The following is a 23545-nucleotide window of genomic DNA, read 5'->3' as shown; positions in this document are numbered from 1 at the left end:
TTAGGCGAAGCGCTTGGTGAAAGCGGTGGAGAAGGTCACTCCGCCCCTGTTGTCGCTGGCTTCGCCGATCGCTACATCCATCGTGTTGCTTGTCACCCGGACAAGGCAGAAGCCGCCCATGAAGGCGGCTTTCGCTTTGAAGACATCCAGTTTTCCGACGGTGTAGGCCATGGGCGTGTTGTGCTCGTGTCCGTGAAAAACGCCGATTACATTGTAGCCTTCGAGGATTGCGAGAAGTTCCTGACGTTCTGATTCACCCCACCAATGGGGTGCGCCGTTGCCGCTTGCGTTGAACGTTTTCTTTTCAGGATCCCAGCGCTCCAATGAGAACGGATCCCACCCGTAGTGCTGGAAGATGACAACCGGGCGTCCATCTGACGCATAGGTCTGGAGATCGCGCTTCATCCAATCGAGGCTGCTTGCGGCGCCTTTCGTATTGTCTCCACCGTAGCGTTGCGCCTGGATAAGATGCAGTCCGCCCCAGTTCCAGGAATAGTTGTCCGAGGCTTCGTCGTAGTTGTCGGCGGGCACCAGCGGCTTGAAGAAGACGCTCGGCTTGTGGTTCATCTGCACGTAATCGCGCAGCTCATCGCGATACCAGTCGACCTGCGGCGGGCGCCCATCCTGATCGAGGTCGTGATTGCCGAGGCCGACATAGACTGGAAAGTGCACATGATCGGCACCGACTCCTTGCTGGTAGCGATGGGAAAACTGCAGCAACTGCGATCCTTCCGCGAACTCTGCCGTCTGACCACCACCATCGTCCGTGACATCGCCGCAGACGATGATGCCCTGCGGCCTTGCAATGGGCTGTCCGGCGAGCGGCAGGCCGCTCGGTCTCCGGGCGATTTCCATCGGCCAGGTTTGGTGGTGAATGTTGTTCAATGCAAGAATGTGGCGTAGCAGGTTTGCGTCGGTCTTGCCTTCATCCTGGCAGTTCGGGCTTAGCCCGTCTCCGAAGCGGCATGCGTGGACGTCGTTGATGACAAGGAAGGTGACATCGATGGGCGGAGGGCTGGCTGCCTTCGCAATTGACGGCAGTGTCAGCGAAATCCCGGTACCTAGCCCTTGCGTCAGCAGGGATCGTCTTGTCAGCATCTGGCTCCCCCGTTTCTGAAAATCTAGGAGCCAGGCGTTAACAGACAACAACAAAAAAGCCGCGACAGTTGCCTGTCGCGGCACTTGAAATTGGACTATTTCCGGGATCAGACTTCGTCGCGGCCCGAGGCCAGGATGCAGATCAGCGTGATCACGGCAGACAGACCGAGATAGTAGCCGACATACTGCATGCCATGGTTTGCCTGCAACCAGGTGGCGATATAGGGCGCCAGCGAAGCGCCGAAGATGCCAGCAAGGTTGAAGGTGATCGACGAACCGGTGTAGCGAACGGCCGTTGGGAAGGGGGCGGCAAGCGCGGTGCCGATCAGACCGTAGGTCATGCCCATCAGCGCCATGGCGACGATCGCAAACACCACGATGCTGCCTTCGCCGCCCGTCATCAACCCCGGCAGGAAGAACGAGAAGATACCGATCAGTACGGTGGTGAGGATCAGCATCTCACGACGTCCGAACCGCTCGGCGAGTTTACCAACAACAGGAATGAAGATACCGAAGGCGACCGAACCGACGATCTGGATTTCGAGCGCGTCGAGGAACGGTATCTTCAGGACCTTGACGTTGTAGGACAGCAGGTAAGCCGAGCCGATGTAGAACAGCACGAAGGTGGCGAGCGCCACGAAGGTGCCGAGGAATAGGCTGCGCTTGTGCTTGCGGAAAAGTTCGGCAACCGGGACGGCAACGCGCTCCTGCTTGTCGATCGCCTTCTGGAAAGCCGGCGTTTCGGTGATCGAGAGGCGGACCCAGAGACCGATGACGATCAGCAGAATGGACGAGATGAACGGCACACGCCAGCCCCAGCTCAGCAAGGCGTCCTGAGACATGACCTGTAGAAGCAGCCAGAAAATGCCTGAGGAGAGGAACAGGCCGACCGGAGCGCCAAGCTGCGGAAACATGCCATACCAGCTGCGCTTGCCTTCCGGCGCGTTCTCCGTCGCGAGCAGCACGGCGCCGCCCCATTCCCCGCCGAGACCGAAGCCCTGGCCGAAACGGCAAAGCGCCAGCAGCAGCGGCGCGATGACGCCGATCGATTCATAGGAGGGCAGAAGGCCGATTACCACCGTCGAGATACCCATGGTGAGCAGGGCGGCAACGAGCGTCGTCTTGCGGCCAATCCTGTCGCCGAAATGGCCGAAGACGACGGCGCCAAGCGGACGGGCAAAGAAGGCGATCGAGAAGGTTGCGAAGGATGCAAGCAGCGCGGTCGTCGGGTCGCTGTTCGGGAAGAACAGCGTCGGGAAGACCAGCACGGCGGCAGTTGCATAGACGTAGAAATCGAAGAACTCGATTGTGGTGCCGACGAGGCTCGCGATCAGAACGCGCGCCGGCGAGTTGACTTGCGCACTGTTCGATGAAGCGGGAGTCGGCGATACTCTGGATATCGCGTCTGACATTTTCATTCCAATCGGGATTGTAAAGATGCCTTGGGAAGGCAGGCGGCTCTTAACGCAATTTTAATTCGGCGCAAATGCCCATCGCGTAACAACCGAAAAAAAGATTAGCAGGCTTTGCATTTTTCCGCCCATCGATGCCGCGTGTGATCACTTGACCAGAATCAATATGAAGCCGCTTCCTCATGAACGCTCTGGTTGAGCGCAGGAGGGAAATATGCAGAAAAGTCTTGTTGCAGAATTTCTTGCAACGTTTTGGCTTGTGTTCGGCGGATGCGGCAGTGCCGTGCTTGCGGCAGCGTTTCCCGAACTTGGCATTGGTTTTGCAAGTGTTGCATTTGCATTCGGTCTTACCGTCCTGACAATGGCTTTTGCCGTCGGCGGCATTTCCGGCGGGCATTTCAATCCGGCGGTTTCTGTCGGTCTCGCAATCGCGGGCAAATTCCCGGTCGGTCGCGTGGTTCTTTATATCGCGTTACAGGTCATTGGCGCGATTGTTGCCGCGGCTTTGCTCTATGCCGTCGCCAGCGGCAAGGCTGGTTTCGAGCTCGGAGGCTTTGCCGCCAATGGTTATGGTGAGCATTCGCCCGGCGGCTACTCGCTTCTTTCTGCGCTTATCATCGAAGTCGTCCTGACGTTCATCTTCATCATCCTGGGGTCAACGAGCAGCAGGGTGCCGGCGGGCTTTGCGCCAATCGCCATCGGGCTTGCGCTGACGCTCATTCATCTGACTTCGATTCTGGTCACCAATACGTCGGTCAATCCCGCTCGTTCGACAGGACAGGCATTGTTCGTCGGCGGCTGGGCGTTGCAGCAACTGTGGCTGTTCTGGGTTGCGCCGCTTGTAGGCAGTGTCCTGGGTGGCCTTGTCTGGAAAATGACAGGCGAAGAGGCCTCAAACTGACGCAACTTCTTGAACGAACGCGCACGGCACGGGCTGCCGCTGCGGGGGCTTTTGCGTTCTGCGCCGTCATGTCCACGCCGCTTTCCGCGGTGAAAATTAACGAAAGTAAACACTTCATTAACCATAATCGGGCTCTAATACACCTGCATCATCAAGCTGGATTCGGACGAGAAACAAGCTTGGTGCAAGCGTCGAAACACAGTGTGCAGGTTATTTTTTGGGGGTGTTGATGAGTCGCAAGCATGTCGCTGTCCTGATGGGCGGGTTTTCCTCGGAGAGGCCGGTAAGCCTTTCTTCCGGGACGGCGTGCGCGGATGCCCTTGAGGCTGAGGGCTTCCAGGTGACGCGGATTGACGTCGATCGCGATGTGTCTGCGAAGCTTGCTGCATTGCGACCTGATGTCGTCTTTAATGCGCTGCATGGCCCCTACGGCGAGGATGGCACGATCCAGGGCGTCCTCGAGTATCTTGAGATTCCCTACACGCATTCCGGCGTGCTGGCTTCGGCGCTTGCCATGGACAAGGAGAAGGCCAAGGGCGTTGCCGCCGCTGCGGGCGTTCCGGTTGCTCAATCCGAGGTGATCAATCGATTCGCTTTTCCGGCCGAGCATCCGATGAAGCCGCCCTATGTTGTGAAGCCTGTGCGTGAGGGCTCCAGCTTCGGTGTGGTGATCGTCCAGGAGGATCAATCGCATCCGCCGCAGATTATCAGCTCTCCGGAATGGCGCTACGGCGAAGAGGTTCTTGTCGAGCGTTACGTCTATGGTCGGGAGCTGACTTGCGGTGTGATGGGGGATCAGGTGCTTGGCGTGACCGAGGTGGTGCCGCTGGGTCATGGCTTTTACGATTATGACGCCAAGTATGTCGCGGGTGGATCGAAACACGTCATCCCGGCAGAAATTTCACCGAATATTTACCAAAAAATACAATCATTGGCGTTAAGGGCGCATCAAGCAATTGGTTGCCGTGGCGTCAGTCGCTCCGACTTTCGTTACGACGATCGCTTCTCCGAAGATGGCGAAATTATCTGGCTGGAAATCAATACTCAGCCGGGCATGACGCCAACCTCCCTGGTGCCCGAAATGGCTGGTCATGCCGGCTACTCGTTTGGTGAATTTCTCCGTTGGATGGTGGAGGACGCTTCTTGTTCTCGGTGACGGTCAAAAGAATAGGGCGCCCAAGTCATCAGGCTGAGCCTTCGTATCCCGAGGGTGATGGTCGGCTGGTTCTTCCGCGCCCGCTGCGCCGTGTCGTGCGCTTCCTTGTCAGCCTCGGAAGTGGCCGCATCCATATTCCGGCCCATGTCGGGACGGTCTCCGCCTTGGCCTTCTTTGCTGTGACGGGTCTATACGGCATGTCGCTCGGTGGTCACACCGAAGCTGTTGCGCAAGCGACGACGACCGCTGCCGGATTTGCAATCGATGACGTCAAGGTGTCCGGCAATTCCGAGACCTCCGAAATCGAGATCCTGCAGCTGTTGGGGCTGGATGGCACGACGTCGCTCGTGGCGCTCGACGTCGATGCGGCGCGTCAGAAGATCGCTAGGCTTCCCTGGGTCGAAAATGTCGAAGTCCGCAAGATCTATCCGAAGACGATCGAGGTAAAACTCAAAGAGCGTCAGGCTTACGCCATCTGGCAGCATGGCCAGGAACTTTCTCTCGTGGAGAAGGGTGGTTCGGTAATCGCTCCGCTGCGCGATAACAAATTTTCGGAGCTGCCCCTCGTGGTTGGTCGCGGTGCGGAGGTTGCTGCAACCTCGCTCGAAGCCGAATTCGCACAGTGGCCGGAGATCAAGGCGCGGGTGAAGGCCTACGTCTGGGTTTCGGGTCGTCGTTGGGATCTGCACATGGACAACGGTATTGCGGTGAAGCTGCCGGAAGACGATGTCGAGCTGGCATTGGCGCGGCTGTCGAAGTTCATGAAGGAGCAGGATCTTCTGGAGCGTGACATCGCTGCCGTCGATCTGAGGCTTACCGACCGCACGGCAATTGAGTTGACGCCGGAAGCGATGGCGCGCCGGCAACTCGTGCTTGATCAGCGGACCAAGGAATTGAAAAAGGCGGGGCAAAATATATGAGCTTGTTCGGTTCGTCCCATTTCGGATTGCCGCGCCTGAAGCCGCTTTCGTCGAAGCGGTCCCATGTCGTTTCGGTGCTGGACATCGGATCGACGAAGGTCGTCTGCATGATTGGCCGCCTGACGCCTCGCGAGGAAAGTCAGGTTCTGCCCGGCCGCACGCACAACATTGAGATCATCGGGATTGGGCACCAGCGTTCGCGCGGCATCAAGACCGGCGCGATCTCAGACCTGGATGCGCTGGAAAGCGTGATTCGGCTTGCGGTCGATGCAGCCGAGCGCATGGCCGGCCTGACCGTCGAAAGCCTGATCGTCAATGTCACGGCGGGTCGCCTGACAAGCGACATCTACACTGCGACCATCGATCTCGGTGGTCAGGAAGTTGAGCTGAACGACCTCAAGAAGGTTCTGTCCGCTGCCTGCCAGCAGTCGCTTCGACAGGATCGCGCGGTCCTTCATTCGCTGGCAACTGGCTTCTCGCTCGACGGTGAGCGCGGCATCCGCGATCCGCTGTCGATGTATGGTGATGTTCTCGGCGTCGACATGCATGTCGTCACCGCTGAGCGCACCGCGCTGAAGAACCTCGAACTCAGCGTCAATCGCGCGCACCTCTCGGTCGAGGGAATCGTCGCGACGCCTTACGCCTCCGGCCTTGCCGCTCTCGTCGATGATGAAGTCGAGCTCGGCTGCGCGGCGATCGACATGGGCGGCGGCACGACGACGATTTCTGTCTTCGCAGAGGGCAAGCTGGTGCACACCGATGCCGTCAGCCTTGGCGGCCATCACGTCACCACTGATCTGGCCCGTGGTCTTTCGACGCGTATCGAGGATGCCGAACGCCTGAAAGTCGTTCATGCTTCCGCGATGCCGAACTCCTCGGACGAGCGCGAACTGATCTCGATCCCGCCGATCGGCGAAGACGAACGCGACCTGCCGACGCAGGTGCCGCGTGCGCTGGTATCGCGCATTGTCAGCGCCCGTATCGAGGAAACGATGGAATTGATCCGCGATCGCATCCAGCGCTCGGGCTTCAGCCCGATCGTCGGCAAGCGCGTCGTGCTGACGGGTGGTGCGAGCCAGCTGACCGGCCTTGCCGAAGTTGCGCGCCGCATACTTGCCCGCAACGTCAGAATCGGTCGTCCGATGGGCGTCTCGGGGCTGCCGACCGCAGCGAAGGGCCCAGCCTTTTCGACCGCCGTCGGTCTGATGATCTATCCGCAGGTCGCGGACCAAGAAACACATGCGTCACAGAGCGGTCTGCTCATGTCGCTTGGGGGAAATACCAGCCGCTTTGCCCGCATGGGCCAGTGGTTGAAAGAAAGCTTCTGACAATTGAGTGAATTGGCCGGCGTGGCGATGCGGCCATAAAGAGAAGGAACGGTAACATGACTATCAAGCTGCAAAAGCCGGATATCACTGAGCTTAAGCCGCGTATCACCGTGTTCGGTGTTGGCGGTGGCGGTGGCAACGCTGTCAACAACATGATCTCCGCTGGCCTCCAGGGCGTCGACTTCGTCGTTGCCAACACGGACGCCCAGGCCCTGACGATGACCAAGGCAGAGCGCATTATCCAGCTCGGCGCCAACGTCACGGAAGGGCTCGGTGCTGGTTCGCAGCCGGAAGTCGGTCGCGCGGCCGCTGAAGAGTGCATCGACGAGATTGTCGACCACCTGAACGGAACGCACATGTGCTTCGTCACCGCCGGCATGGGCGGCGGCACCGGCACTGGCGCTGCTCCAGTCGTTGCACAGGCAGCCCGTAACAAGGGCATCCTGACGGTCGGCGTCGTGACCAAGCCCTTCCACTTCGAAGGCGGGCGCCGCATGCGTCTGGCTGAATCCGGCATCCAGGAGCTGCAGAAGTCGGTCGACACCCTGATCGTCATTCCGAACCAGAACCTTTTCCGCATCGCCAACGACAAGACGACCTTTGCCGACGCGTTCGCGATGGCAGACCAGGTCCTCTACTCCGGTGTTGCCTGCATCACCGACCTGATGGTGAAGGAAGGTCTCATCAACCTCGACTTCGCCGACGTTCGCTCGGTCATGCGCGAAATGGGCCGCGCAATGATGGGCACCGGCGAGGCATCGGGCCAGGGCCGCGCGATGCAGGCTGCCGAAGCTGCGATTGCCAACCCGCTGCTCGACGAAACTTCGATGAAGGGCGCACAGGGCCTGTTGATCTCCATTACCGGCGGTCGCGACCTTACCCTCTTCGAAGTCGACGAAGCAGCAACGCGTATCCGCGAAGAAGTCGATCCGGATGCGAACATCATCCTCGGCGCGACGTTCGACGAATCGCTCGAAGGCATCATCCGCGTCTCCGTCGTCGCAACCGGCATCGACCGTGCGTTCAACGAAGCAGCCGGCAAGACATTCCAGCCTGTCGCAAAGCCGATTGTCCGTCCTTCCGCGGCCGTCGCTCCGGCGCCGGCCGCGGTTCAGCCTGCACCTGTCATGCAGCAGGCACCAAAGCCCGTCGACCCGGTCGCGCAGGCGATCCGCACGGCTGAAGCGGAAATGGAGCGCGAGCTCGAGATCCACGCTCCACGTGCAGCAGCACCGGTGCAGCAGCCGGCGATGCAGGAGACCTTCCGTCCGCAGAGCAAGATCTTTGCCGCTCCGGAAGCCGCTCCGGTCATTCGTCCAGCCCCGGTTCAGCAGGCTCCGGTTCACGCACCTGTCGTGAGCCAGCCGGTTCAGCAGCCTGTGATGAGCCAGCCGGCGCCTGTCATGCAGCAGCCAATGACCGCCCAACAGCCCGTTCGCATGCCGAAAGTGGAGGATTTCCCGCCAGTGGTTCAGGCAGAGATCGACCATCGCTCGCAGCCCGCCCCCACGTCTCATGCGCATGAAGAACGCGGTCCGATGGGCCTCCTGAAGCGGATCACCAACTCGCTTGGCCGCCGCGAAGAGGAAGTCGCGCCGGAGATGACGTCGGCTCCTGCGGCTGCCTCGCAACAGCGCCGTGCGCTTTCTCCGGAAGCCAGCCTCTATGCGCCGCGCCGCGGAAACCTCGACGATCAGGGCCGCAGCGTTCCGCAGGCTCGCATGATGCAGGAAGACGATCAGCTCGAAATTCCCGCATTCTTGCGTCGTCAGTCGAACTGAGGCAGAGACAGAATCGCCACAAGGATGCCCGGGAGTACGCTCCCGGGCATTGCCGTTTCAGGGCATCGAATCTGGCGCCAATTACGCTGTTATTTCAAAGGCATGCTTTCGTAACAATGCGAAAGAAACAGTGATTTGGATTGGAACCCGGGCGCACGTATGTATGTGCTCAAGAAACCGTCGTCTCGCGCTTTATGGCGAGACTTCGACGGAGTGAAATGAACCCTGGCAGATAGTTCGGCATGTTAGCCGCGGCGGGTCACCAGGGATAATAAAGGCAAAATTTATGGTTATTGGCATGTTGGGTTTTCAAACGACGGTATCACGTCCGATCACGCTCTCGGGCATCGGCGTTCATTCTGGTGCTGACGTTTCGATTACCTTCAACCCGGCAGAAGCTGACACTGGCGTCGTCTTCAATCGCATGCATGAGAACGGCGAGGTTTCCGAATACCGTGCTGTGTCTTCGCAGGTCGGCAATACGGATCTCTGCACCGTTCTTGGGTTCTCGCCGGCGCACTCGGTTGCGACGGTCGAGCATGTCATGGCTGCCGTCTACGCGCTCGGTCTCGATAACGTCGTGATCGAGGTTCATGGCGCCGAAATGCCGATCATGGACGGCAGTTCAATGCCTTTCATCGAAGCGATCGAACAGGTTGGCCTGGTATCGCTCGGCGTGAAGCGCCGGTATATCCGCATCACCAAGCCGGTTCGCATCGAGCATGGCGGCTCGTGGAGCGAGTTCCGTCCCTATGATGGTACGCGCTTTGAAGTCGAGATCGATTTCGATTGCCCGCTGATCGGCCGGCAGAAGTGGGAAGGCGACATGACGGCTGCGACGTTCAAGTCCGAGCTGTCGCGCGCTCGTACCTTCGGTTTCATGCGGGATGTCGAGCGTCTTTGGGCCTCCGGCCACGCGCTTGGTTCCTCGCTTGAGAATTCGGTCGTCATCTCGGACGACAATACCGTTATCAATGTCGAAGGCCTGCGCTACGCCAAGGACGAATTCGTGCGCCACAAGGCACTCGATGCCGTCGGCGACCTTGCGCTCGCCGGCGCTCCTTTCATCGGTTGCTATCGCTCCTATCGCGGCGGCCACAAGATGAATGCTAATGCTCTCAAGGCGTTGCTCAGCGACCCGACCGCCTACGAAGTGGTCGAGACCTCTGCGCCGCGCCAGCGTGTTGCTCCCCGGGATTTCATCCGGGTCAACGCACCGGAATTTGCTCCCTGGTCGGCATGACCTCCATCGCATCTCTTAGGCCAGGGCCGCCTCCTTCGGGAGGCGGTTTCTTTATTGGGACGAGACTGACGGTGATTCCCGGATAGATGTTTCGCCGCAGATGTTTAGCGGCAACAGGTGCAGCTTTCACGGTGCAAAACGGGCGATTATCGCCTGCATCGCCACAAAAATGCGTTAATGCATCATCATTGCGTTGCTCTGGCTCCACATTTGTGGCTAGAAACGCCAGCAAGGCGTGGCTGCCGTTGAGGGATGGCGGCGTTGGGATTGTTCCGATGGGTTATGCAGGGTCTGAAAGTATGATGAAGACAGCGCGCGCTTTGTTCGCATCGGTCTTGGTGCTGAGCGCAGGTGCCTTAATTTCCGGATGCCAGTCGGACCCCGATATCGATATTAGCAAGCTCGGCGTCGAGAGCGATCCGCCGGATGTTCTCTATACCCAGGGCCTCGCCAACATGAAGGCCGGCAACATGGCCGAAGCGGCGCGCAAGTTCGACGCCATCGACCGCGAGAACCCGTTCTCCGAATGGGCGCGCAAGGCGCTCGTGATGAGCACCTTCGTCAAGTATCGCCAGGGCCGTCTCGACGACGCTCTTGCCTCGGGCAACCGCTATATGGCGCAGTATCCGAAGTCGAAAGATGCTCCCTACGTGCAGTATCTGATCGGTCTGACCTATTCGAAGCAGATCGTGGACGTCACGCAGGATCAGCGCGCAGCTGCCAAGACTGTCGAGGCCATGCAGGCAGTCATCGACAACTACCCGGATTCCGAATACGTCGACGACGCGCAGGCGAAAATCCGCTTCGCGCGCGACCAGATTGCCGGCAAGGAAATGCAGGTCGGCCGCTACTATATGGAGCGGAAGGAATACCTCGCCGCGATCTCGCGCTTCCGCACTGTCGTCGAGAAGTATCCGAATACCAACCAGATCGAAGAAGCGCTCGCGCGCCTTGTCGAAGCCTACTACGCAATGGGCATCGTCGAGGAGGCGCAAACCGCAGCCGCCGTTCTGGGTCATAACTATCCGGACAGCCAGTGGTACGCCGATTCCTTCAAGCTCTTGAAGAACGGTGGCACGGAGCCGCGTGAAAACCCGGGTTCCTGGATCGCGGCTGCAGGCAAGAAACTCCTGCTCGGTTCCTGAGGCCAATGCTGATCCAGCTTTCGATCCGCGATATCGTCCTGATCGAGCGGCTGGATCTCGCTTTCGAGACCGGCCTCTCGGTGCTGACCGGTGAGACCGGTGCTGGCAAATCCATCCTGCTCGATAGCCTGTCGCTCGCCCTTGGGGGCCGCGGAGACGGAGGCCTTGTTCGCCACGGCGAAGACAAGGGGCAGGTGACGGCTGTCTTCGACGTCGGCCCGGATCACGGCGCTCGCAAGCTGCTGCGCGAAAACGGTATCGATGATGATGGCGATCTCATCTTCCGCCGTGTCCAAAACTCCGACGGGCGCACCAAGGCCTATGTCAACGACCAGCCGCTCAGCGTTCAGCTGATGCGCCAGGCCGGACAGATGCTCGTCGAGATTCACGGTCAGCATGATGATCGCGCGCTCGTGGACACCCACGCTCACCGGATCCTGCTCGACGCCTTCGCGGGCGTGAACGAAGACGCTGCTACCGTTTCCAACATTTACCGCATCTGGCGCGATACCGAGCGAACGCTGAAGAAGCAGCGCGAGAAGGTGGAGAATGCTACGCGCGAGGCGGACTATCTGCGCTCATCCGTCGAGGAACTGGAAAAGCTTTCGCCGCTGGATGGCGAGGAGGACGAACTCGCCGATCGCCGCCAAAAGATGATGAAGGCCGAGCGCATCGCAGGCGATATCGCCGAGGCTTCAGAGTTCCTCAACGGCAATGCTTCTCCCGTGCCGCATATCGCCTCGCTCGTGCGCCGGCTGGAGCGCAAGACCCACGAGGCTCCGGGCTTGCTGGAAGATACGGTTGCGCTTCTGGACGCTGCGCTCGACCAGCTCTCCAACGCCCAGATGGAAGTCGAGGCTGCACTGCGAAAGACGGAATACGATCCAAAGGAGCTGGAGCGTGTGGAGGAGCGCCTGTTTGCCTTGCGCGCCGCCTCGCGCAAGTACTCTGTTCCGGTGGTCGAACTGCCAGCGCTTGCCGTTCGCATGATCAGCGATCTTGCCGATCTCGATGCCGGCGAGGAATGGCTTGCCAAGCTCGAAGCCGAGGTTGGTGTTGCCAAGGCGAACTACGATGCAGCAGCACGCACGCTTTCCGATAAGCGTCATCACGCCGGAGACGCTTTGGCTGTCGCCGTCATGGCAGAACTGCCGGCACTGAAGCTGGAGCGGGCACGTTTCATGGTAGAGATCACCACCAATCGCGAGGATGCGACAGCAGAGGGCATCGACGTTGTCGAGTTCCACGTTCAGACCAATCCGGGCACTCGCCCGGGCTCTATCATGAAGGTGGCGTCCGGCGGCGAGCTTTCGCGCTTCCTGCTCGCGCTGAAGGTGGCGCTCGCCGATCGCGGCTCTGCACCGACGCTCGTCTTCGACGAAATAGATACCGGTGTTGGCGGGGCGGTTGCGGATGCGATCGGTCAGCGGCTGAAGCGGCTTTCCGACCGCGTTCAGGTCCTCTCGGTTACGCATGCGCCGCAGGTTGCTGCACGGGCGGCGACGCATCTGCTGATCTCAAAGGGACCGGCCGCCGAAGGCTCCGAGAAGATTGCGACGCGCGTCGCGACGATGGCGCCCGACGACCGTACCGAAGAAATCGCGCGCATGCTGGCGGGTGCCTCGGTGACGGAAGAGGCGAGGGCGGCTGCTGCCCGGCTGCTCGCCGGGAACGGCTGATTTCGAAATCGCCGAATTGGGGAGAGGCGCCGGAGATGACGTCTCACTCCCTTTCAATCCATACATTTTGCTCTAAAACGACTCCAGATTCCGTGGAGCGAGAGCCGTATGTCGACCGAAACCATAGCCGTTGATGCCCTGACGATCGAAGATGCCGCCGCCGAGCTCGAGCGGCTTGCGAAGGAGATCGCTCGCAATGACGAGCTCTATCACGGCGACGATCGCCCGGCGATTTCGGATGCCGAGTATGATGCGCTGAAGCGGCGCAACGACGCGATCGAGGCGCGCTTTCCGGAACTGATCCGCGAAGACAGCCCGTCGCGGCGTGTCGGCTCCGCGCCTTCAGTCACATTCGCGCCGGTCGTGCATGCGCGGCCGATGCTGTCGCTCGACAATACCTTCTCGCAGGAGGACGTGCAGGACTTCGTGGCCAGCGTCTATCGTTTCCTCGGTCGCTTGCCGGACCAGTCGATCGCCTTTACGGCAGAGCCGAAAATCGATGGTCTCTCCATGTCGATCCGCTACGAGAACGGCAAACTTGTAAACGCAGCGACTCGCGGCGACGGTACGACGGGTGAAAACGTCACCGCGAATATCCGCACAATCAAGGAAATCCCGAACGCGTTGCCTGGGGGCGTTCCGGCCGTCGTTGAGGTACGCGGCGAAGTCTATATGGCCAAGAGCGACTTCCTGGCGCTGAACAAACAGATGGAGGCGGCGGGCAAGCAGACCTACGTCAATCCGCGCAACACCGCCGCTGGCTCGCTGCGACAGCTCAATGCGAAAGTGACAGCGAGCCGCAAGCTAAAGTTCTTCGCCTACGCCTGGGGCGAGATTTCCGAGCCCAACGATCTGCCGAAGACGCAATTCGACATGGTGCAGAAGTTCAAGGAATGGGGCTTTCCCGTCAATCCGCTGATGAAGCGGCTGAACTCGGTCGCCGATATCCTGGCGCACTACGATGAGATCGGCCTGAAGCGGCCCGATCTCGACTACGACATCGACGGCGTCGTCTACAAGGTCGACAGCCTTGAGCTGCAGGCGCGTCTTGGCTTCCGCTCGCGAAGCCCGCGTTGGGCGACCGCACATAAATTCCCGGCCGAGCAGGCCTTCACGACGGTCGAAAATATCGACATCCAGGTTGGCCGCACCGGCGCCCTGACGCCGGTCGCACGCCTGACGCCGATCACTGTCGGCGGAGTCGTTGTTACCAATGCGACGCTGCACAATGCCGATTATATTGAAGGCATCGGCAATTCGGGCGAACGTATTCGCGAAGTGGGGCACGACATCCGGATCGGTGACACGGTCATCGTGCAGCGGGCAGGAGATGTTATCCCGCAGGTGCTCGACGTCGTCATGGAGAAGCGTCCGGCCGATGCCAGGCCTTACGAATTCCCGAAGACTTGCCCGGTCTGCGGCAGCCATGCGGTGCGTGAGAAGAACGAGAAGACCGGCAAGCTCGATTCGGTCACCCGCTGCACCGGCGGCTTCATCTGCACGGCGCAGGCGACGGAGCATCTCAAGCATTTCGTCTCGCGCAACGCCTTCGACATCGAGGGCCTGGGCTCCAAGCAAATCGACTTCTTCTTCGATAATGAGGACAGGGCGCTGCAGATCCGCACCGCGCCCGATATCTTCACGCTGGAGAAGCGACAGGCGGATTCGCTGACTAAGCTCGAAAATATCGACGGCTTCGGCAAGGTCAGTGTCGGCAAGCTCTACGCGGCCATCAACGAGCGCCGCGCTATCGCGCTCCACCGCTTCATCTATGCGCTCGGCATACGCCATGTCGGCGAGACGACCGCGAAACTGCTTGCGCGCTCCTATGGCACCTATGACGCCTTCGAGGCGGCGATGAAGGAGGCTGCCCCACTTTCCGGCGATGCCTGGAACGACTTGAACGCTATCGAAGGCATCGGTGAGATTGTCGCCCGCGCCATCGTCGAATTCTACAAGGAGCCGCGTAATATCAAGGTGATCGGGGCGTTGCTCGACGAACTCGACGACAAGAGGCCTTTGCCCGCCGAACAGGCGGTGACATCCGACAGCCCTGTCGCCGGCAAGACCGTCGTTTTCACCGGCTCGCTGGAAAAGTTTTCGCGCGACGAGGCCAAGGCGCGGGCCGAAAGCCTCGGCGCCAAGGTCGCCGGTTCGGTGTCGAAGAAGACCGATATCGTCGTTGCGGGACCGGGCGCCGGCTCGAAGCTCGACAAGGCACGCGAACTCGGTGTCCAGACGATGGACGAGGACGAGTGGCTGGCGCTGATTGGCGGGTGAGGGCGTCGGTTGCTGCTCATCTCAGAGCCTTCTTCTACCGCTTGATGCGCGCCATCGCATAAGCATCGACGTAGCTGCCGGCCCGGAAGGCATAGGCACGAAGTATGCCTTCCTCTTCGAAACCGAACTTTCTGTAGAGGGCGACGGCAGCTTCGTTGTCGGTGTAGACTGTCAATTCCAGGCGCATAATGTTCAGCCAGTTGTCCGCGGCGTCGATGACGGCGGCGAGCAGCGCGCTGCCGATACCGCGGCCGGCAAAGTCGTCATGAACACCCATGCCGATGCTGGCGACGTGATTGCGACGGCCGCGGAAGCGGGTCATGCCGATGTCGCCGACGATTTGCCCGTCGATGGTTGCGACCAGACGCATCGCGTCCGGATTGCTGTTTTCGACATGGCGGCGGGTTTCTTCGATACTCTGGTAGGGCGGACGCAAGGTCCCCGCCCGAAAGCCCGGCAGATTGACCAGCGCTGCCAAGGCCTCGGTGTCGGACGGACGGATGGCTCGGATCAACAGTCCGACAGGTGCTTTTCTGGTGCTTGGATTGTTCTGCATACAACTCTCCTTGTCATTGCGAGGGGAGCCGGTTCCAGAACCCTGCTCGCCTCGGCAGGGTTTCGGGGATGGGCGGACTGCTTCTAACGCACCGTCGCTCCCGCCAACCCCGCAAGGGTGGTGGTCGTCAGCACAAGCGTTATGGCCATCGTTCCGTCCATGCCCGCCATGTTTCGCAATCCGGTTGCGGATGTCAACAGCCCGGGTTTGCGCCGACAGGGCAGGAAGGCTATGCCAGATCGATACAATCGAATCGGAAGCCTTGTTGAAGACTATCGCCATTGATTTCGAAACAGCCAACGAACAGCGCGGCAGCGCCTGCTCGGTCGGGCTGGCATGGATCGAGGACGGCAAGGTCACACGCGTCGAGGAGCGGCTCATCCGGCCGAAGGCGATGCGGTTCTCCGGCATGAACATCGCCATCCACGGCATCCGGCCGGAGCAGGTCGAGGACGCGCCGGAGTTTCCGGAGGTGATGGACGAGTTCCACGACGATTTCCGAGGCGCGACCATGATCGCGCACAATGCGGCTTTCGATTTCAGTGTCTGGCGTGCCTGCCTCGATCTCTATCGGCAGTCTTATCCGGAACTGACCTATCTGTGCAGCCTGAAGATGGCACAGCGGATCTGGCCGCATTTCCTGTCGCACCGGCTCAACATGATCGCCGAGCATCTCGGCCTTCGATTTGCGCATCACAATGCAGCCGAAGATGCCGCCGTCTGCGCGCATGCGGCGATCGCGATGGCAAAGGCCGTCGGGGCCGCCGCCGTCAACGCCATCCCTGCTGTGATCGGCATGAAGCCGGGCAGGCTGACGTCAAACGGGTATGAGGCCTGCACCTGCAGGAAGCCGTGAGAACTTCTTGTAAAGACCCCTGGCGCGCTTACCTTAGATGCTGATGCAATCAGGGAGCCGTCATGTCCACAAAGAGCTACATCGCGCTTGCCGCCGCGTCACTCATCAGCGCTGGTACGGCGTCGGCCGACGTCGTCGGCAAGGTTGGGGTTGACTGGATCGGCAACGACATCATCATCGATGCGGTGGCCGACCCGCAGGTGAAAGGCGTGACCTGCCACGTCACCTATTTCGACCGTAGCGTCATCGACCGCGTAAAGAACGGTAACTGGTTTGAGGATCCCTCGAACAATTCCATAGCCTGCCGGCAGACGGGGCCGATCGAGATCGGCGACATCGACCTGTCGAAGGGCGGCGACGAGGTGTTCAAGACTGGCATGTCGCTGATCTGGAAGAAGCTGGTCGTCAACCGGATCTACGACAAAGAGAACGACACGTTGATCTATCTTGCGCATTCGCGCGAATTGACCGACGGCTCGGCCAAGATGGCGATCTCGACCATCCCGCTCTACGGCCAGAATGTTTTGTGGAAAAACGGCAAGCCGCAATAGCAACGCGGCTCGTTAGGTACGGCTTTTGGGATGGGCCGGCAGGTCATCGCAGATGACATCCCAGGACATCTTTTCGGATGTCCAGACGTGAAAGGTCGGGTGATACTCATCCGGCTCGTCGAGGCTGACGGTCATGATGTCGATCAAGCCGGGGTCCGCATCATTCTGGTAGCCGAGCGGGGAACCACATGAACCGCAAAATGTCCGCACGACGCCCTTCGAGGAGGCGAAAGCCCGCGGGGCTCCTTGTTCGTACACCAGTGTTCGCACGGGAAAGGTGACGAACGGCAGCGTCGGAGCCGAAGCAACCTTTCGGCATGTCTGGCAATGGCAGATGCCGCTGGATAGGGGCGCCTCGTCGATTCTATAGCGGATCGCGCCGCAGCCGCATCCTCCGGTGTGGCGGGTCTTTGCTTTGCTCATCCTGCGTATCCCACTGCCTTTTCCAACGACGTTCAAACGCCTGCCTTCGCCCTTCGTTTGCAAGGCTATGTCCAACGACCGCATGACGGAGGTGGCGTTCGCCAGAGATAGCCTGCAATACGGCCGTAAGAATGGCCGCACAGAAAAACCGCTTGCAACGCAATGTCGCAAGCGGTTCGGAAGTGTTGTCAGGGGGGCCAGGCCTAACGGCGAAACCCAGCTGGTCTGATCACGCGGCCTGTGCCAGCTCGTCGGCGATGACGGTGTCGAGGTTCAGGAAGCAGACCATCGTCTTTTCGAGAGCCACGATGCCGCGGCAGAAGGCGCGCTGTGCTTCCGGGATAATCTCAGGCGCTGGCTGCAGGTCGTCGCTCTTGATGGTCATCATATCAGATACCTGTTCGACCAACAGGCCGACCAGCTTGCCGGCAATGTCGGTGACGATGATGGCGGAGCGCTCGGACGGTTCCGTCATCTTCATGCCGAGGCGGCAGGCCATGTCGATGACCGGGATCACCGCACCGCGCAGGTTGATGAGACCAAGCACGTACGGCGGCGTGTGCGGCATCGGGGTCACTGGCGCCCAGCCGCGGATTTCGCGGATCGCCATAATGTCGATGCAGAATTCCTGCTCGCCGAGGTGGAACGAGACGATCTCGAGATGCGATCCGGTCTGGTTAATGACGGTGTTGTTCATGATCAGAATTCTTCCCAGTTGTCTCCGGCCGGTGCGGCCATGGCTCTGGCGGTTGCCCCGCCGCTGAATGCGCCCGCGACCTTGCCGATCAGGCTTCGTGCGGGAGATGGTTTCGGATGCGAGACTGCGGTGGCTTCCCGCGGCGTGGAACGGGCATTCATGCCCTCGCCGATCTTGAACGTCTGGATCAGGTGGATCAGGCTGTCGGCATCGGTGGCGAGCGCGTGGCTTGCAGCGTTCGTCTCTTCCACCATGGCCGCGTTTTTCTGCGTGACCTGGTCCATCTGACTGATGGCCGTGTTGATTTCGTTCAATCCAGTAGATTGTTCGCGTGCAGAGGTTACGATTGACTTAACGTGTTCGTCGATGCGCAAAACATCGTCGCCGATCTGGCGCAAGGCTTCGCCGGCTGCGGTCACGAGTTCACCGCCAGCCTTCACCTCAGCCCCGGATTTTCCGATCAAAGCCTTGATATCCTTGGCGGCACCCGCTGCGCGACCGGCGAGTTCGCGTACTTCCTGCGCGACGACCGCAAAGCCTTTGCCGGCCTCGCCCGCACGCGCGGCCTCGACGCCGGCGTTGAGGGCGAGGAGATTGGTCTGGAAGGCGATCTCGTCGATGACGTTGATGATCGTTCCGATCTCGCGCGAGGCGGCTGCGATTCGCTCCATGGCCGCCATGGCATCGGTGACGACGATGTCTGATTTCGCGGTGTTCTGGCGGGTATGGGCGACCATGTGGCCAACGTCTTCGGCGCGGCTGGTGGCGCTGCGAACCGTTGCCGTGATCTGATCGAGCGCTGCGGAGGTCTCCTCGAGCGATGCCGCTTGCTGCTCCGTGCGTTTTGCGAGGTCGTCCGCAGCCGAGCGCATCTGCCGGCTGTTTGCCTGGATGGAAGCGCCGTTCTGGGAGATCCCGGCCATCGTCTGGCGGAGCGTTGCCGTCGTCTCATTGAAGTCGCTGCGCAGGCGCTCCAGTTCCGGGTTGAACGGCTGATCGATGGTGACCGTCACGTCACCGCCAGCGAGCCGTGTGAGGCCCTGGCCAAGCGCATTTACTGCATTATTGAGCGCTTCGGCATCTGCCAGTTTTGCCGCTTCGCGGCTGCGACGCTCGGCATCGCTCTGCTGGCGCTCGCTTTCGCTTCGCGCCTGGAGTTCCTGCTTCTCGATAGCGGCAAGGCGAAAGCTCTCCGCCGCGCGCGCCATGTCGCCGATCTCATCGCCACGCTCGGTGGCGGGGACGTGGCTATTGAGATCGCCACGCATGATCCCCTGCATGCTCTTGCGTACGCCCTCGATGCCGCGGCGAATTGAGCCGCCATGGATGTACTGCAGGATCGCCATGGTCAGGATAGCGACGATGCCAAGTGCAAGCTGGATGTGAATCGCTCGCTGCGAGATCGCATTGGCTTCGTCGATTTTGCTCTTGGCGAATTCGCCGCCTTCGCGCGCGAACTTATCCAGTGTCGCGCCCACCTTTTCGCCGCCACCGTCGATGGCGTCATCTAGTTTGTCGAATTCACTGTCAGGCGCCCCAGATTCGACGGCAGCCTTCAAGTCTCCGACGATATTCTTTCCCAGTGTCGCCACGTCTGCATCATACGTGGAGAGCAGGCTTCCCGCGTTTAGCTCTTCTCCGAGGCGGTGCATTTCCTTGGAACTGCTCTGTAGCTCGCCGATTGCTTCGTTCATTAGTTGAAGGCGTTCGGGCATCACGGCGCGACCGCCGCGATCGACGATCGTGTCCATGGCGGCGAGAATTAGAGTGAGATTTGCAGTGCGCAACTCGTTGATGTGGTCGACGCTAGCCTGGATCTCGTTGGCGTGCCTCAGGGCGGCGTCGGCGCTCGAATTCTGGTACCAGCCGACTCCAAGCATCGCGCCGAAGCCGACGAATGCCGCACCGGCCAGCGTTGCCAGCCTCTGGCCAACGGAGAGGCTCTTGCGCACTTTCATATCAGTCATGTGACGATCATCCCCTCCGCGATGAGACGCGGCATGTATCTTGCGCACACGCGGATAGCCGGGGTTGAAATGCCAGGCAGACGTCATGTCACGAGAACGGCGACCGTTCCATCCATTGCTAAATATAGATATGCATTTTTAAGTATTTGCTAACCCTCAAAGATTGTAGGTTGCCTTTGTTTGGTCGAATATGTGTTTGTAAATACTGGAGTTTCCAATTTTGATTGCGCCTTTTCCGTGTGCTGGTGGGGCAATCGGTCGCCGCCTGGAAAACATCTTGTTGAATTGCACCAAAAAGAACGAGGCGATATCACCCGGAAACGGGAATGGTCCCGATCTCAGAGGTTCGATCGATGAAGACTGTCCGCATTGCGGTCTGGGTTGCTGTGCTGGTGATGGCCGGAATTCTCGGCTGGCTGACGCTCAATGTGACCAAGACAAAAGAGGCCGTATCCGAGGGACCGTTCGGCGTGCCATTCACGCTTGTCGCCCAGAACGGCCAGCCAATCACGGAGCAGGCCTTCCGCGGCAAGCCGACGGCGCTCTTCTTTGGCTTTACCCATTGCCCGGAAGTATGTCCGACAACGCTGTTCGAAATGAATGGCTGGCTGGAGAAGGTCGATCCGGAGGGCAAGAAGCTTCAGGCCTATTTCGTCACCGTCGATCCGGAGCGCGATACGCCTGACGTCATGAACCAGTACGTCTCCAATGTCTCCAAGCGCATTGTCGGTATCACCGGCGCTCCCGACAAGGTTGCCGACGTCATCAAGGGTTACCGCGTCTACGCCAAGAAGGTTCCCGTGGACGAGAGCAATCCGAACGGCGACTACACGATGGACCACACGGCCTCGGTCTTCCTGCTCGATTCGGCAGGGCGGTTCTCCGGTACCATCGCCTATGGCGAAAATCCCGATACGGCTGTAAAGAAACTGGAGAACCTCGTCAGCAAGGGATGACGGCATGGCGTCAGGGCATCGCAGCATCTTGATCGCCGGGGCCGGCGCGACGGGCCTGGCTGCTGCCCTCGAACTTGCCCGACGTGGGTTCCTTCCGCGTATCGTTGACAGCGACGCCGGGCCCGTGCCGCTGACGGAAAGCCGTGCGCTGGGCATCAATGCCAGAACGCTGACGCTTCTTTCGCCCTCGCGCGTGACGGACACGATCCTGCAGGAGGCGCAGCGGATTGCGCACTTCCGCATCGTCTCCGGGGGCAGACTGCTTGCCGACATCGACACAACGAGGGTTCCCGGCCCCTACAGCGCAATCCACGCGCTGGCACAGGGGCATACCGAGCGGCTGCTGCTGGGCAAGCTTTCCGACTATGAGGTTGCTCCGGAGTGGCAAACCGCGGTGGAGACAGTCTCCGGGGATCTGTCGAAGCCGCGAGTAACGCTACGGAAGGCAGATGGATCGGTCGAAGCGGCGGATTTCGATATCGTGGTCGCTGCCGACGGTGCCCATTCGGCGGTGCGCAGGGCTGTCGGCATCGGCTTTCCCGGGCAGGCGCTGGAGAGCAGCTTCTATCTGGCGGACTTTCGTTATGCCGTGCCGATCGATCCCGGCTTTGCCGAGATCAGCCTGTTCGATCCAGGCATGATCGGGCGTCTGCCTGTCACGCGCGATGTGCTGCGCTACATCTCAACGCTTCCCGATTTCGAGAGTCGAATCCAACATCCCGCGCCGGTCGCCGAGCGCGTCTGGGCGTCCGATTTCCGCATTCATTTCCGCCACGTCGCCAGGATGGCAAGGGGCAACGTGTTTCTTGCCGGCGACGCAGCGCATATTCATTCGCCGGCCGGTGCGCGCGGCATGAACCTTGGCATCGAGGACGCGTGCTGGTTGGCCTGGCTCATCTCGGAAGGGCGGGAGCGTGAATATGCGGGTCTCAGGATGCCGGCGGTGAAGACGGTGTTGAAGCAGACCCATCAGCTGACATCGCTTATTACCATGAAGCATCCGGTGGCGATCGCGATCCGCAATCTTGCCGTCCCCTTACTGTTGCGAATACCTGCATTCCGACAAAAATTGCTTCACGGCGTTTCCGGATATGATACGCAGTCGCCGCCCTGGATCGATGGCGCGCTATAGAAGAAAGACCGCTTGTGAGTGAAATACGCCTTTATGTGACGACGACCGAAGTGCAGGCAGGAGAGATTCTGGACCTGCTTTCCGATGTCTTCGGCGAAGAAGACTTCGCAATCGCGACCACTGAGATCGATGAGAAGAAGGATATTTGGGAAGCCTCGGTCTACATGATGCGCGAAGACGAACTGCAGGTTCGCGCGCGCGTCGAGGAAGCGCTGAAGGTGAGCTTTCCCGAGGCCAAAGTCGAGCGCGAAGTGATTCCCGATGTCGATTGGGTGGCGAAGTCGCTTGAAGGGCTAAAGCCGGTTCGGGCGGGGCGCTTTCTCGTCCACGGATCGCACGACCGCGACAAGGTGCGGTCGGGCGACATTGCGATCGAGATCGATGCCGGCCAGGCTTTCGGTACCGGTCATCATGGCACGACGGCAGGCTGCCTGGAGACGATCGACGGTGTCTTGCGCTCCCGCCGGGTGCGGAATGCGCTCGACCTCGGGACCGGTAGCGGCGTTCTGGCGATTGCCGTCAGGAAGCTTAGGAATATTCCTGTTCTAGCAACGGACATTGACCCGATCGCGACGCGGGTCGCTGCCGAGAACGTTCGGCGCAACGGCATCGCGTCGGGCATCGCCACCGAGACGGCGCCGGGGTTTCACTCCACCGCCTTTGTCGCGCATGGCCCCTTCGATCTGATCATCGCCAACATCTTGGCGCGCCCCCTGATCAAGATGGCACCGCAGCTCGTGAACCATTTGGCGCCAGGCGGTTCGGTCATTCTCTCCGGTATTCTGGCAGCGCAGCGCTGGAAGGTGCTGGCCGCCTATAACGGTGCGCATTTGCGGCACGTCCGGACGATCTGGCGCAATGGCTGGGTGACGATCCATCTCGATCGTCCTTGAGGCGAGACAAAAGAAAAGGCGGTGCCAATGGCACCGCCTTCGGACCAGTTTCCCGGTCAATGCCCGCGAGCTCGAAGGAGGAGGAGCGCTCGAGCGGGCTCTACTGGTTCTGATCGCCGGTCCGATGAGGGAGGAGGAGAACGGAGCGGCGAGTTGCTCAGAACACGTAGCTGGTTGCAACCTGGCGGCGCGTAACCTTCTGGCCGGCGCCCAGCAGATTGAGGGTGTCCTCATTCAGCGGACGGCGTGAGCCGATGACGTGACGCACAGTCTGGCGTTCGCCAGCCTGCACCGGGCTGCTGTAAGCGAAGCGCGACAGAGGGGCAGTCATATCAAAATTCCTTTTGTTTCGTTTCAGGTTCGTCTCGAACCAGTCTGATGGCGCCTATATAGCGATTTAGAAAAGTCGAGGGAGAGGGTTTCGTTCATGGGAGCCATGCGTGGAATGCATAAAGCGTGCCAATTTGCGAAGAGGCGCCTCATTTCCGCCGGATTATTGCGCCGCTTTCGCTCACGCGCCACGTCGCGAATTTCTCGTATTCGTCTGAGATTCCGATAACATAGACGAATC

General features: G+C 60.2%; 21 protein-coding genes. 14 read left to right on the top strand and 7 right to left on the bottom strand.

Features of this window, described 5'->3' with window-relative positions; genetic code table 11:
• Together ACSQ9D_RS11280 and ACSQ9D_RS11275 are read right to left on the bottom strand one after the other, a co-directional pair.
• A complete protein-coding gene (locus ACSQ9D_RS11280; protein ID WP_436282312.1) occupies positions 1 to 1098 on the bottom strand; it encodes a metallophosphoesterase in 1098 nt (365 codons plus the stop codon).
• Positions 1099 to 1205: 107 nt separating this feature from the next.
• Positions 1206 to 2510, bottom strand: a complete 1305-nt coding sequence (locus tag ACSQ9D_RS11275; RefSeq protein WP_436282311.1) for an MFS transporter — start codon at positions 2508 to 2510, stop codon at positions 1206 to 1208.
• A gap of 214 nt (positions 2511 to 2724) precedes the next feature.
• Between ACSQ9D_RS11275 and aqpZ the strand changes: the two genes are divergently transcribed.
• The 9 genes from aqpZ (at position 2725) to ligA (ending at position 14943) form a co-directional block, all read left to right on the top strand.
• Positions 2725 to 3411, top strand: a complete 687-nt coding sequence (gene aqpZ, locus ACSQ9D_RS11270; protein WP_436282310.1) for an aquaporin Z — start codon at positions 2725 to 2727, stop codon at positions 3409 to 3411.
• Between the two features lie 229 nt (positions 3412 to 3640).
• A complete protein-coding gene (locus ACSQ9D_RS11265; protein WP_368515680.1) occupies positions 3641 to 4567 on the top strand; it encodes a D-alanine--D-alanine ligase in 927 nt (308 codons plus the stop codon).
• Entirely contained in the window at positions 4555 to 5487 is a 933-nt protein-coding gene (locus tag ACSQ9D_RS11260; RefSeq protein WP_436282309.1) for a cell division protein FtsQ/DivIB, read from the top strand. Before ACSQ9D_RS11265 ends, ACSQ9D_RS11260 begins: the two co-directional genes overlap by 13 nt.
• Positions 5484 to 6815, top strand: coding sequence for a cell division protein FtsA (ftsA, locus tag ACSQ9D_RS11255; RefSeq protein ID WP_018858330.1), 1332 nt, complete (start codon positions 5484 to 5486; stop codon positions 6813 to 6815). The genes ACSQ9D_RS11260 and ftsA overlap by 4 nt, the downstream gene beginning before the upstream one ends.
• A 56-nt stretch (positions 6816 to 6871) precedes the next feature.
• On the top strand, positions 6872 to 8596 hold the full coding sequence (gene ftsZ, locus ACSQ9D_RS11250) for a cell division protein FtsZ (protein WP_436282308.1): 1725 nt from the start codon (positions 6872 to 6874) through the stop codon (positions 8594 to 8596).
• 286 nt (positions 8597 to 8882) lie between these two features.
• Positions 8883 to 9839 carry a UDP-3-O-acyl-N-acetylglucosamine deacetylase gene (gene lpxC / locus ACSQ9D_RS11245; RefSeq protein WP_436282307.1) on the top strand — a complete coding sequence of 319 codons (957 nt, stop codon included), beginning with the start codon at positions 8883 to 8885 and terminating at the stop codon, positions 9837 to 9839.
• 275 nt (positions 9840 to 10114) lie between these two features.
• Positions 10115 to 10984: an outer membrane protein assembly factor BamD gene (locus tag ACSQ9D_RS11240; protein ID WP_436282306.1), complete on the top strand. Its 870-nt coding sequence runs from the start codon at positions 10115 to 10117 to the stop codon at positions 10982 to 10984.
• A gap of 5 nt (positions 10985 to 10989) precedes the next feature.
• On the top strand, positions 10990 to 12663 hold the full coding sequence (recN, locus tag ACSQ9D_RS11235; protein WP_436282305.1) for a DNA repair protein RecN: 1674 nt from the start codon (positions 10990 to 10992) through the stop codon (positions 12661 to 12663).
• Between the two features lie 108 nt (positions 12664 to 12771).
• On the top strand, positions 12772 to 14943 hold the full coding sequence (gene ligA, locus ACSQ9D_RS11230) for an NAD-dependent DNA ligase LigA (RefSeq protein ID WP_436282304.1): 2172 nt from the start codon (positions 12772 to 12774) through the stop codon (positions 14941 to 14943).
• A gap of 34 nt (positions 14944 to 14977) precedes the next feature.
• On the opposite strand, the gene ACSQ9D_RS11225 is transcribed toward ligA, so the two are convergent.
• On the bottom strand, positions 14978 to 15499 hold the full coding sequence (locus ACSQ9D_RS11225) for a GNAT family N-acetyltransferase (protein ID WP_436282303.1): 522 nt from the start codon (positions 15497 to 15499) through the stop codon (positions 14978 to 14980).
• A 265-nt stretch (positions 15500 to 15764) separates the two neighbouring features.
• Here ACSQ9D_RS11225 and ACSQ9D_RS11220 point away from each other — a divergent pair, with 265 nt between their 5' ends.
• Entirely contained in the window at positions 15765 to 16355 is a 591-nt protein-coding gene (locus ACSQ9D_RS11220) for a 3'-5' exonuclease (protein ID WP_436282302.1), read from the top strand.
• Between the two features lie 62 nt (positions 16356 to 16417).
• Entirely contained in the window at positions 16418 to 16906 is a 489-nt protein-coding gene (locus ACSQ9D_RS11215) for a CreA family protein (protein WP_436282301.1), read from the top strand.
• Between the two features lie 12 nt (positions 16907 to 16918).
• On the opposite strand, the gene ACSQ9D_RS11210 is transcribed toward ACSQ9D_RS11215, so the two are convergent.
• The 3 genes from ACSQ9D_RS11210 to ACSQ9D_RS11200 form a co-directional block, all read right to left on the bottom strand.
• Complete coding sequence (locus ACSQ9D_RS11210; RefSeq protein ID WP_436282300.1) at positions 16919 to 17329, bottom strand: GFA family protein; 411 nt, start codon at positions 17327 to 17329, stop codon at positions 16919 to 16921.
• 229 nt (positions 17330 to 17558) lie between these two features.
• Positions 17559 to 18026, bottom strand: a complete 468-nt coding sequence (locus ACSQ9D_RS11205) for a chemotaxis protein CheW (protein WP_037119958.1) — start codon at positions 18024 to 18026, stop codon at positions 17559 to 17561.
• Between the two features lie 2 nt (positions 18027 to 18028).
• On the bottom strand, positions 18029 to 19993 hold the full coding sequence (locus ACSQ9D_RS11200) for a methyl-accepting chemotaxis protein (RefSeq protein WP_436282299.1): 1965 nt from the start codon (positions 19991 to 19993) through the stop codon (positions 18029 to 18031).
• Positions 19994 to 20346: 353 nt separating this feature from the next.
• Between ACSQ9D_RS11200 and ACSQ9D_RS11195 the strand changes: the two genes are divergently transcribed.
• From ACSQ9D_RS11195 to ACSQ9D_RS11185, 3 genes are read left to right on the top strand one after another with little or no spacing between them, the layout of a single operon-like run.
• Positions 20347 to 20949: an SCO family protein gene (locus tag ACSQ9D_RS11195; protein ID WP_037120144.1), complete on the top strand. Its 603-nt coding sequence runs from the start codon at positions 20347 to 20349 to the stop codon at positions 20947 to 20949.
• 4 nt (positions 20950 to 20953) lie between these two features.
• Positions 20954 to 22081 carry an FAD-dependent oxidoreductase gene (locus ACSQ9D_RS11190; protein ID WP_436282298.1) on the top strand — a complete coding sequence of 376 codons (1128 nt, stop codon included), beginning with the start codon at positions 20954 to 20956 and terminating at the stop codon, positions 22079 to 22081.
• Positions 22082 to 22095: 14 nt separating this feature from the next.
• Positions 22096 to 22974 carry a 50S ribosomal protein L11 methyltransferase gene (locus ACSQ9D_RS11185; RefSeq protein WP_436282297.1) on the top strand — a complete coding sequence of 293 codons (879 nt, stop codon included), beginning with the start codon at positions 22096 to 22098 and terminating at the stop codon, positions 22972 to 22974.
• 157 nt (positions 22975 to 23131) lie between these two features.
• On the opposite strand, the gene ACSQ9D_RS11180 is transcribed toward ACSQ9D_RS11185, so the two are convergent.
• Positions 23132 to 23305 (bottom strand): hypothetical protein, encoded by a 174-nt coding sequence (locus tag ACSQ9D_RS11180; RefSeq protein WP_436282296.1) that lies wholly within the window; start codon positions 23303 to 23305, stop codon positions 23132 to 23134.
• Between the last annotated feature and the right edge of the window lie 240 nt (positions 23306 to 23545).

This window comes from Rhizobium sp. LjRoot258 (assembly GCF_964254185.1).
Taxonomy (GTDB): domain Bacteria; phylum Pseudomonadota; class Alphaproteobacteria; order Rhizobiales; family Rhizobiaceae; genus Rhizobium.
This window is presented reverse-complemented; position numbering and strand designations above follow the sequence as displayed.

Bases quoted from the DNA above. Each gene is read 5' to 3' on its own strand.
- ACSQ9D_RS11280 (WP_436282312.1), bottom strand. From the start codon at position 1,098: ATGCTGACAAGACGATCCCTGCTGACGCAAGGGCTAGGTACCGGGATT.
- ACSQ9D_RS11275 (WP_436282311.1), bottom strand. From the start codon at position 2,510: ATGTCAGACGCGATATCCAGAGTATCGCCGACTCCCGCTTCATCGAAC.
- aqpZ (WP_436282310.1), top strand. From the start codon at position 2,725: ATGCAGAAAAGTCTTGTTGCAGAATTTCTTGCAACGTTTTGGCTTGTG.
- ACSQ9D_RS11265 (WP_368515680.1), top strand. From the start codon at position 3,641: ATGAGTCGCAAGCATGTCGCTGTCCTGATGGGCGGGTTTTCCTCGGAG.
- ftsA (WP_018858330.1), top strand. From the start codon at position 5,484: ATGAGCTTGTTCGGTTCGTCCCATTTCGGATTGCCGCGCCTGAAGCCG.
- ftsZ (WP_436282308.1), top strand. From the start codon at position 6,872: ATGACTATCAAGCTGCAAAAGCCGGATATCACTGAGCTTAAGCCGCGT.
- lpxC (WP_436282307.1), top strand. From the start codon at position 8,883: ATGGTTATTGGCATGTTGGGTTTTCAAACGACGGTATCACGTCCGATC.
- ACSQ9D_RS11240 (WP_436282306.1), top strand. From the start codon at position 10,115: ATGGGTTATGCAGGGTCTGAAAGTATGATGAAGACAGCGCGCGCTTTG.
- recN (WP_436282305.1), top strand. From the start codon at position 10,990: ATGCTGATCCAGCTTTCGATCCGCGATATCGTCCTGATCGAGCGGCTG.
- ligA (WP_436282304.1), top strand. From the start codon at position 12,772: ATGTCGACCGAAACCATAGCCGTTGATGCCCTGACGATCGAAGATGCC.
- ACSQ9D_RS11225 (WP_436282303.1), bottom strand. From the start codon at position 15,499: ATGCAGAACAATCCAAGCACCAGAAAAGCACCTGTCGGACTGTTGATC.
- ACSQ9D_RS11215 (WP_436282301.1), top strand. From the start codon at position 16,418: ATGTCCACAAAGAGCTACATCGCGCTTGCCGCCGCGTCACTCATCAGC.
- ACSQ9D_RS11210 (WP_436282300.1), bottom strand. From the start codon at position 17,329: ATGAGCAAAGCAAAGACCCGCCACACCGGAGGATGCGGCTGCGGCGCG.
- ACSQ9D_RS11205 (WP_037119958.1), bottom strand. From the start codon at position 18,026: ATGAACAACACCGTCATTAACCAGACCGGATCGCATCTCGAGATCGTC.
- ACSQ9D_RS11200 (WP_436282299.1), bottom strand. From the start codon at position 19,993: ATGACTGATATGAAAGTGCGCAAGAGCCTCTCCGTTGGCCAGAGGCTG.
- ACSQ9D_RS11195 (WP_037120144.1), top strand. From the start codon at position 20,347: ATGAAGACTGTCCGCATTGCGGTCTGGGTTGCTGTGCTGGTGATGGCC.
- ACSQ9D_RS11190 (WP_436282298.1), top strand. From the start codon at position 20,954: ATGGCGTCAGGGCATCGCAGCATCTTGATCGCCGGGGCCGGCGCGACG.
- ACSQ9D_RS11180 (WP_436282296.1), bottom strand. From the start codon at position 23,305: ATGACTGCCCCTCTGTCGCGCTTCGCTTACAGCAGCCCGGTGCAGGCT.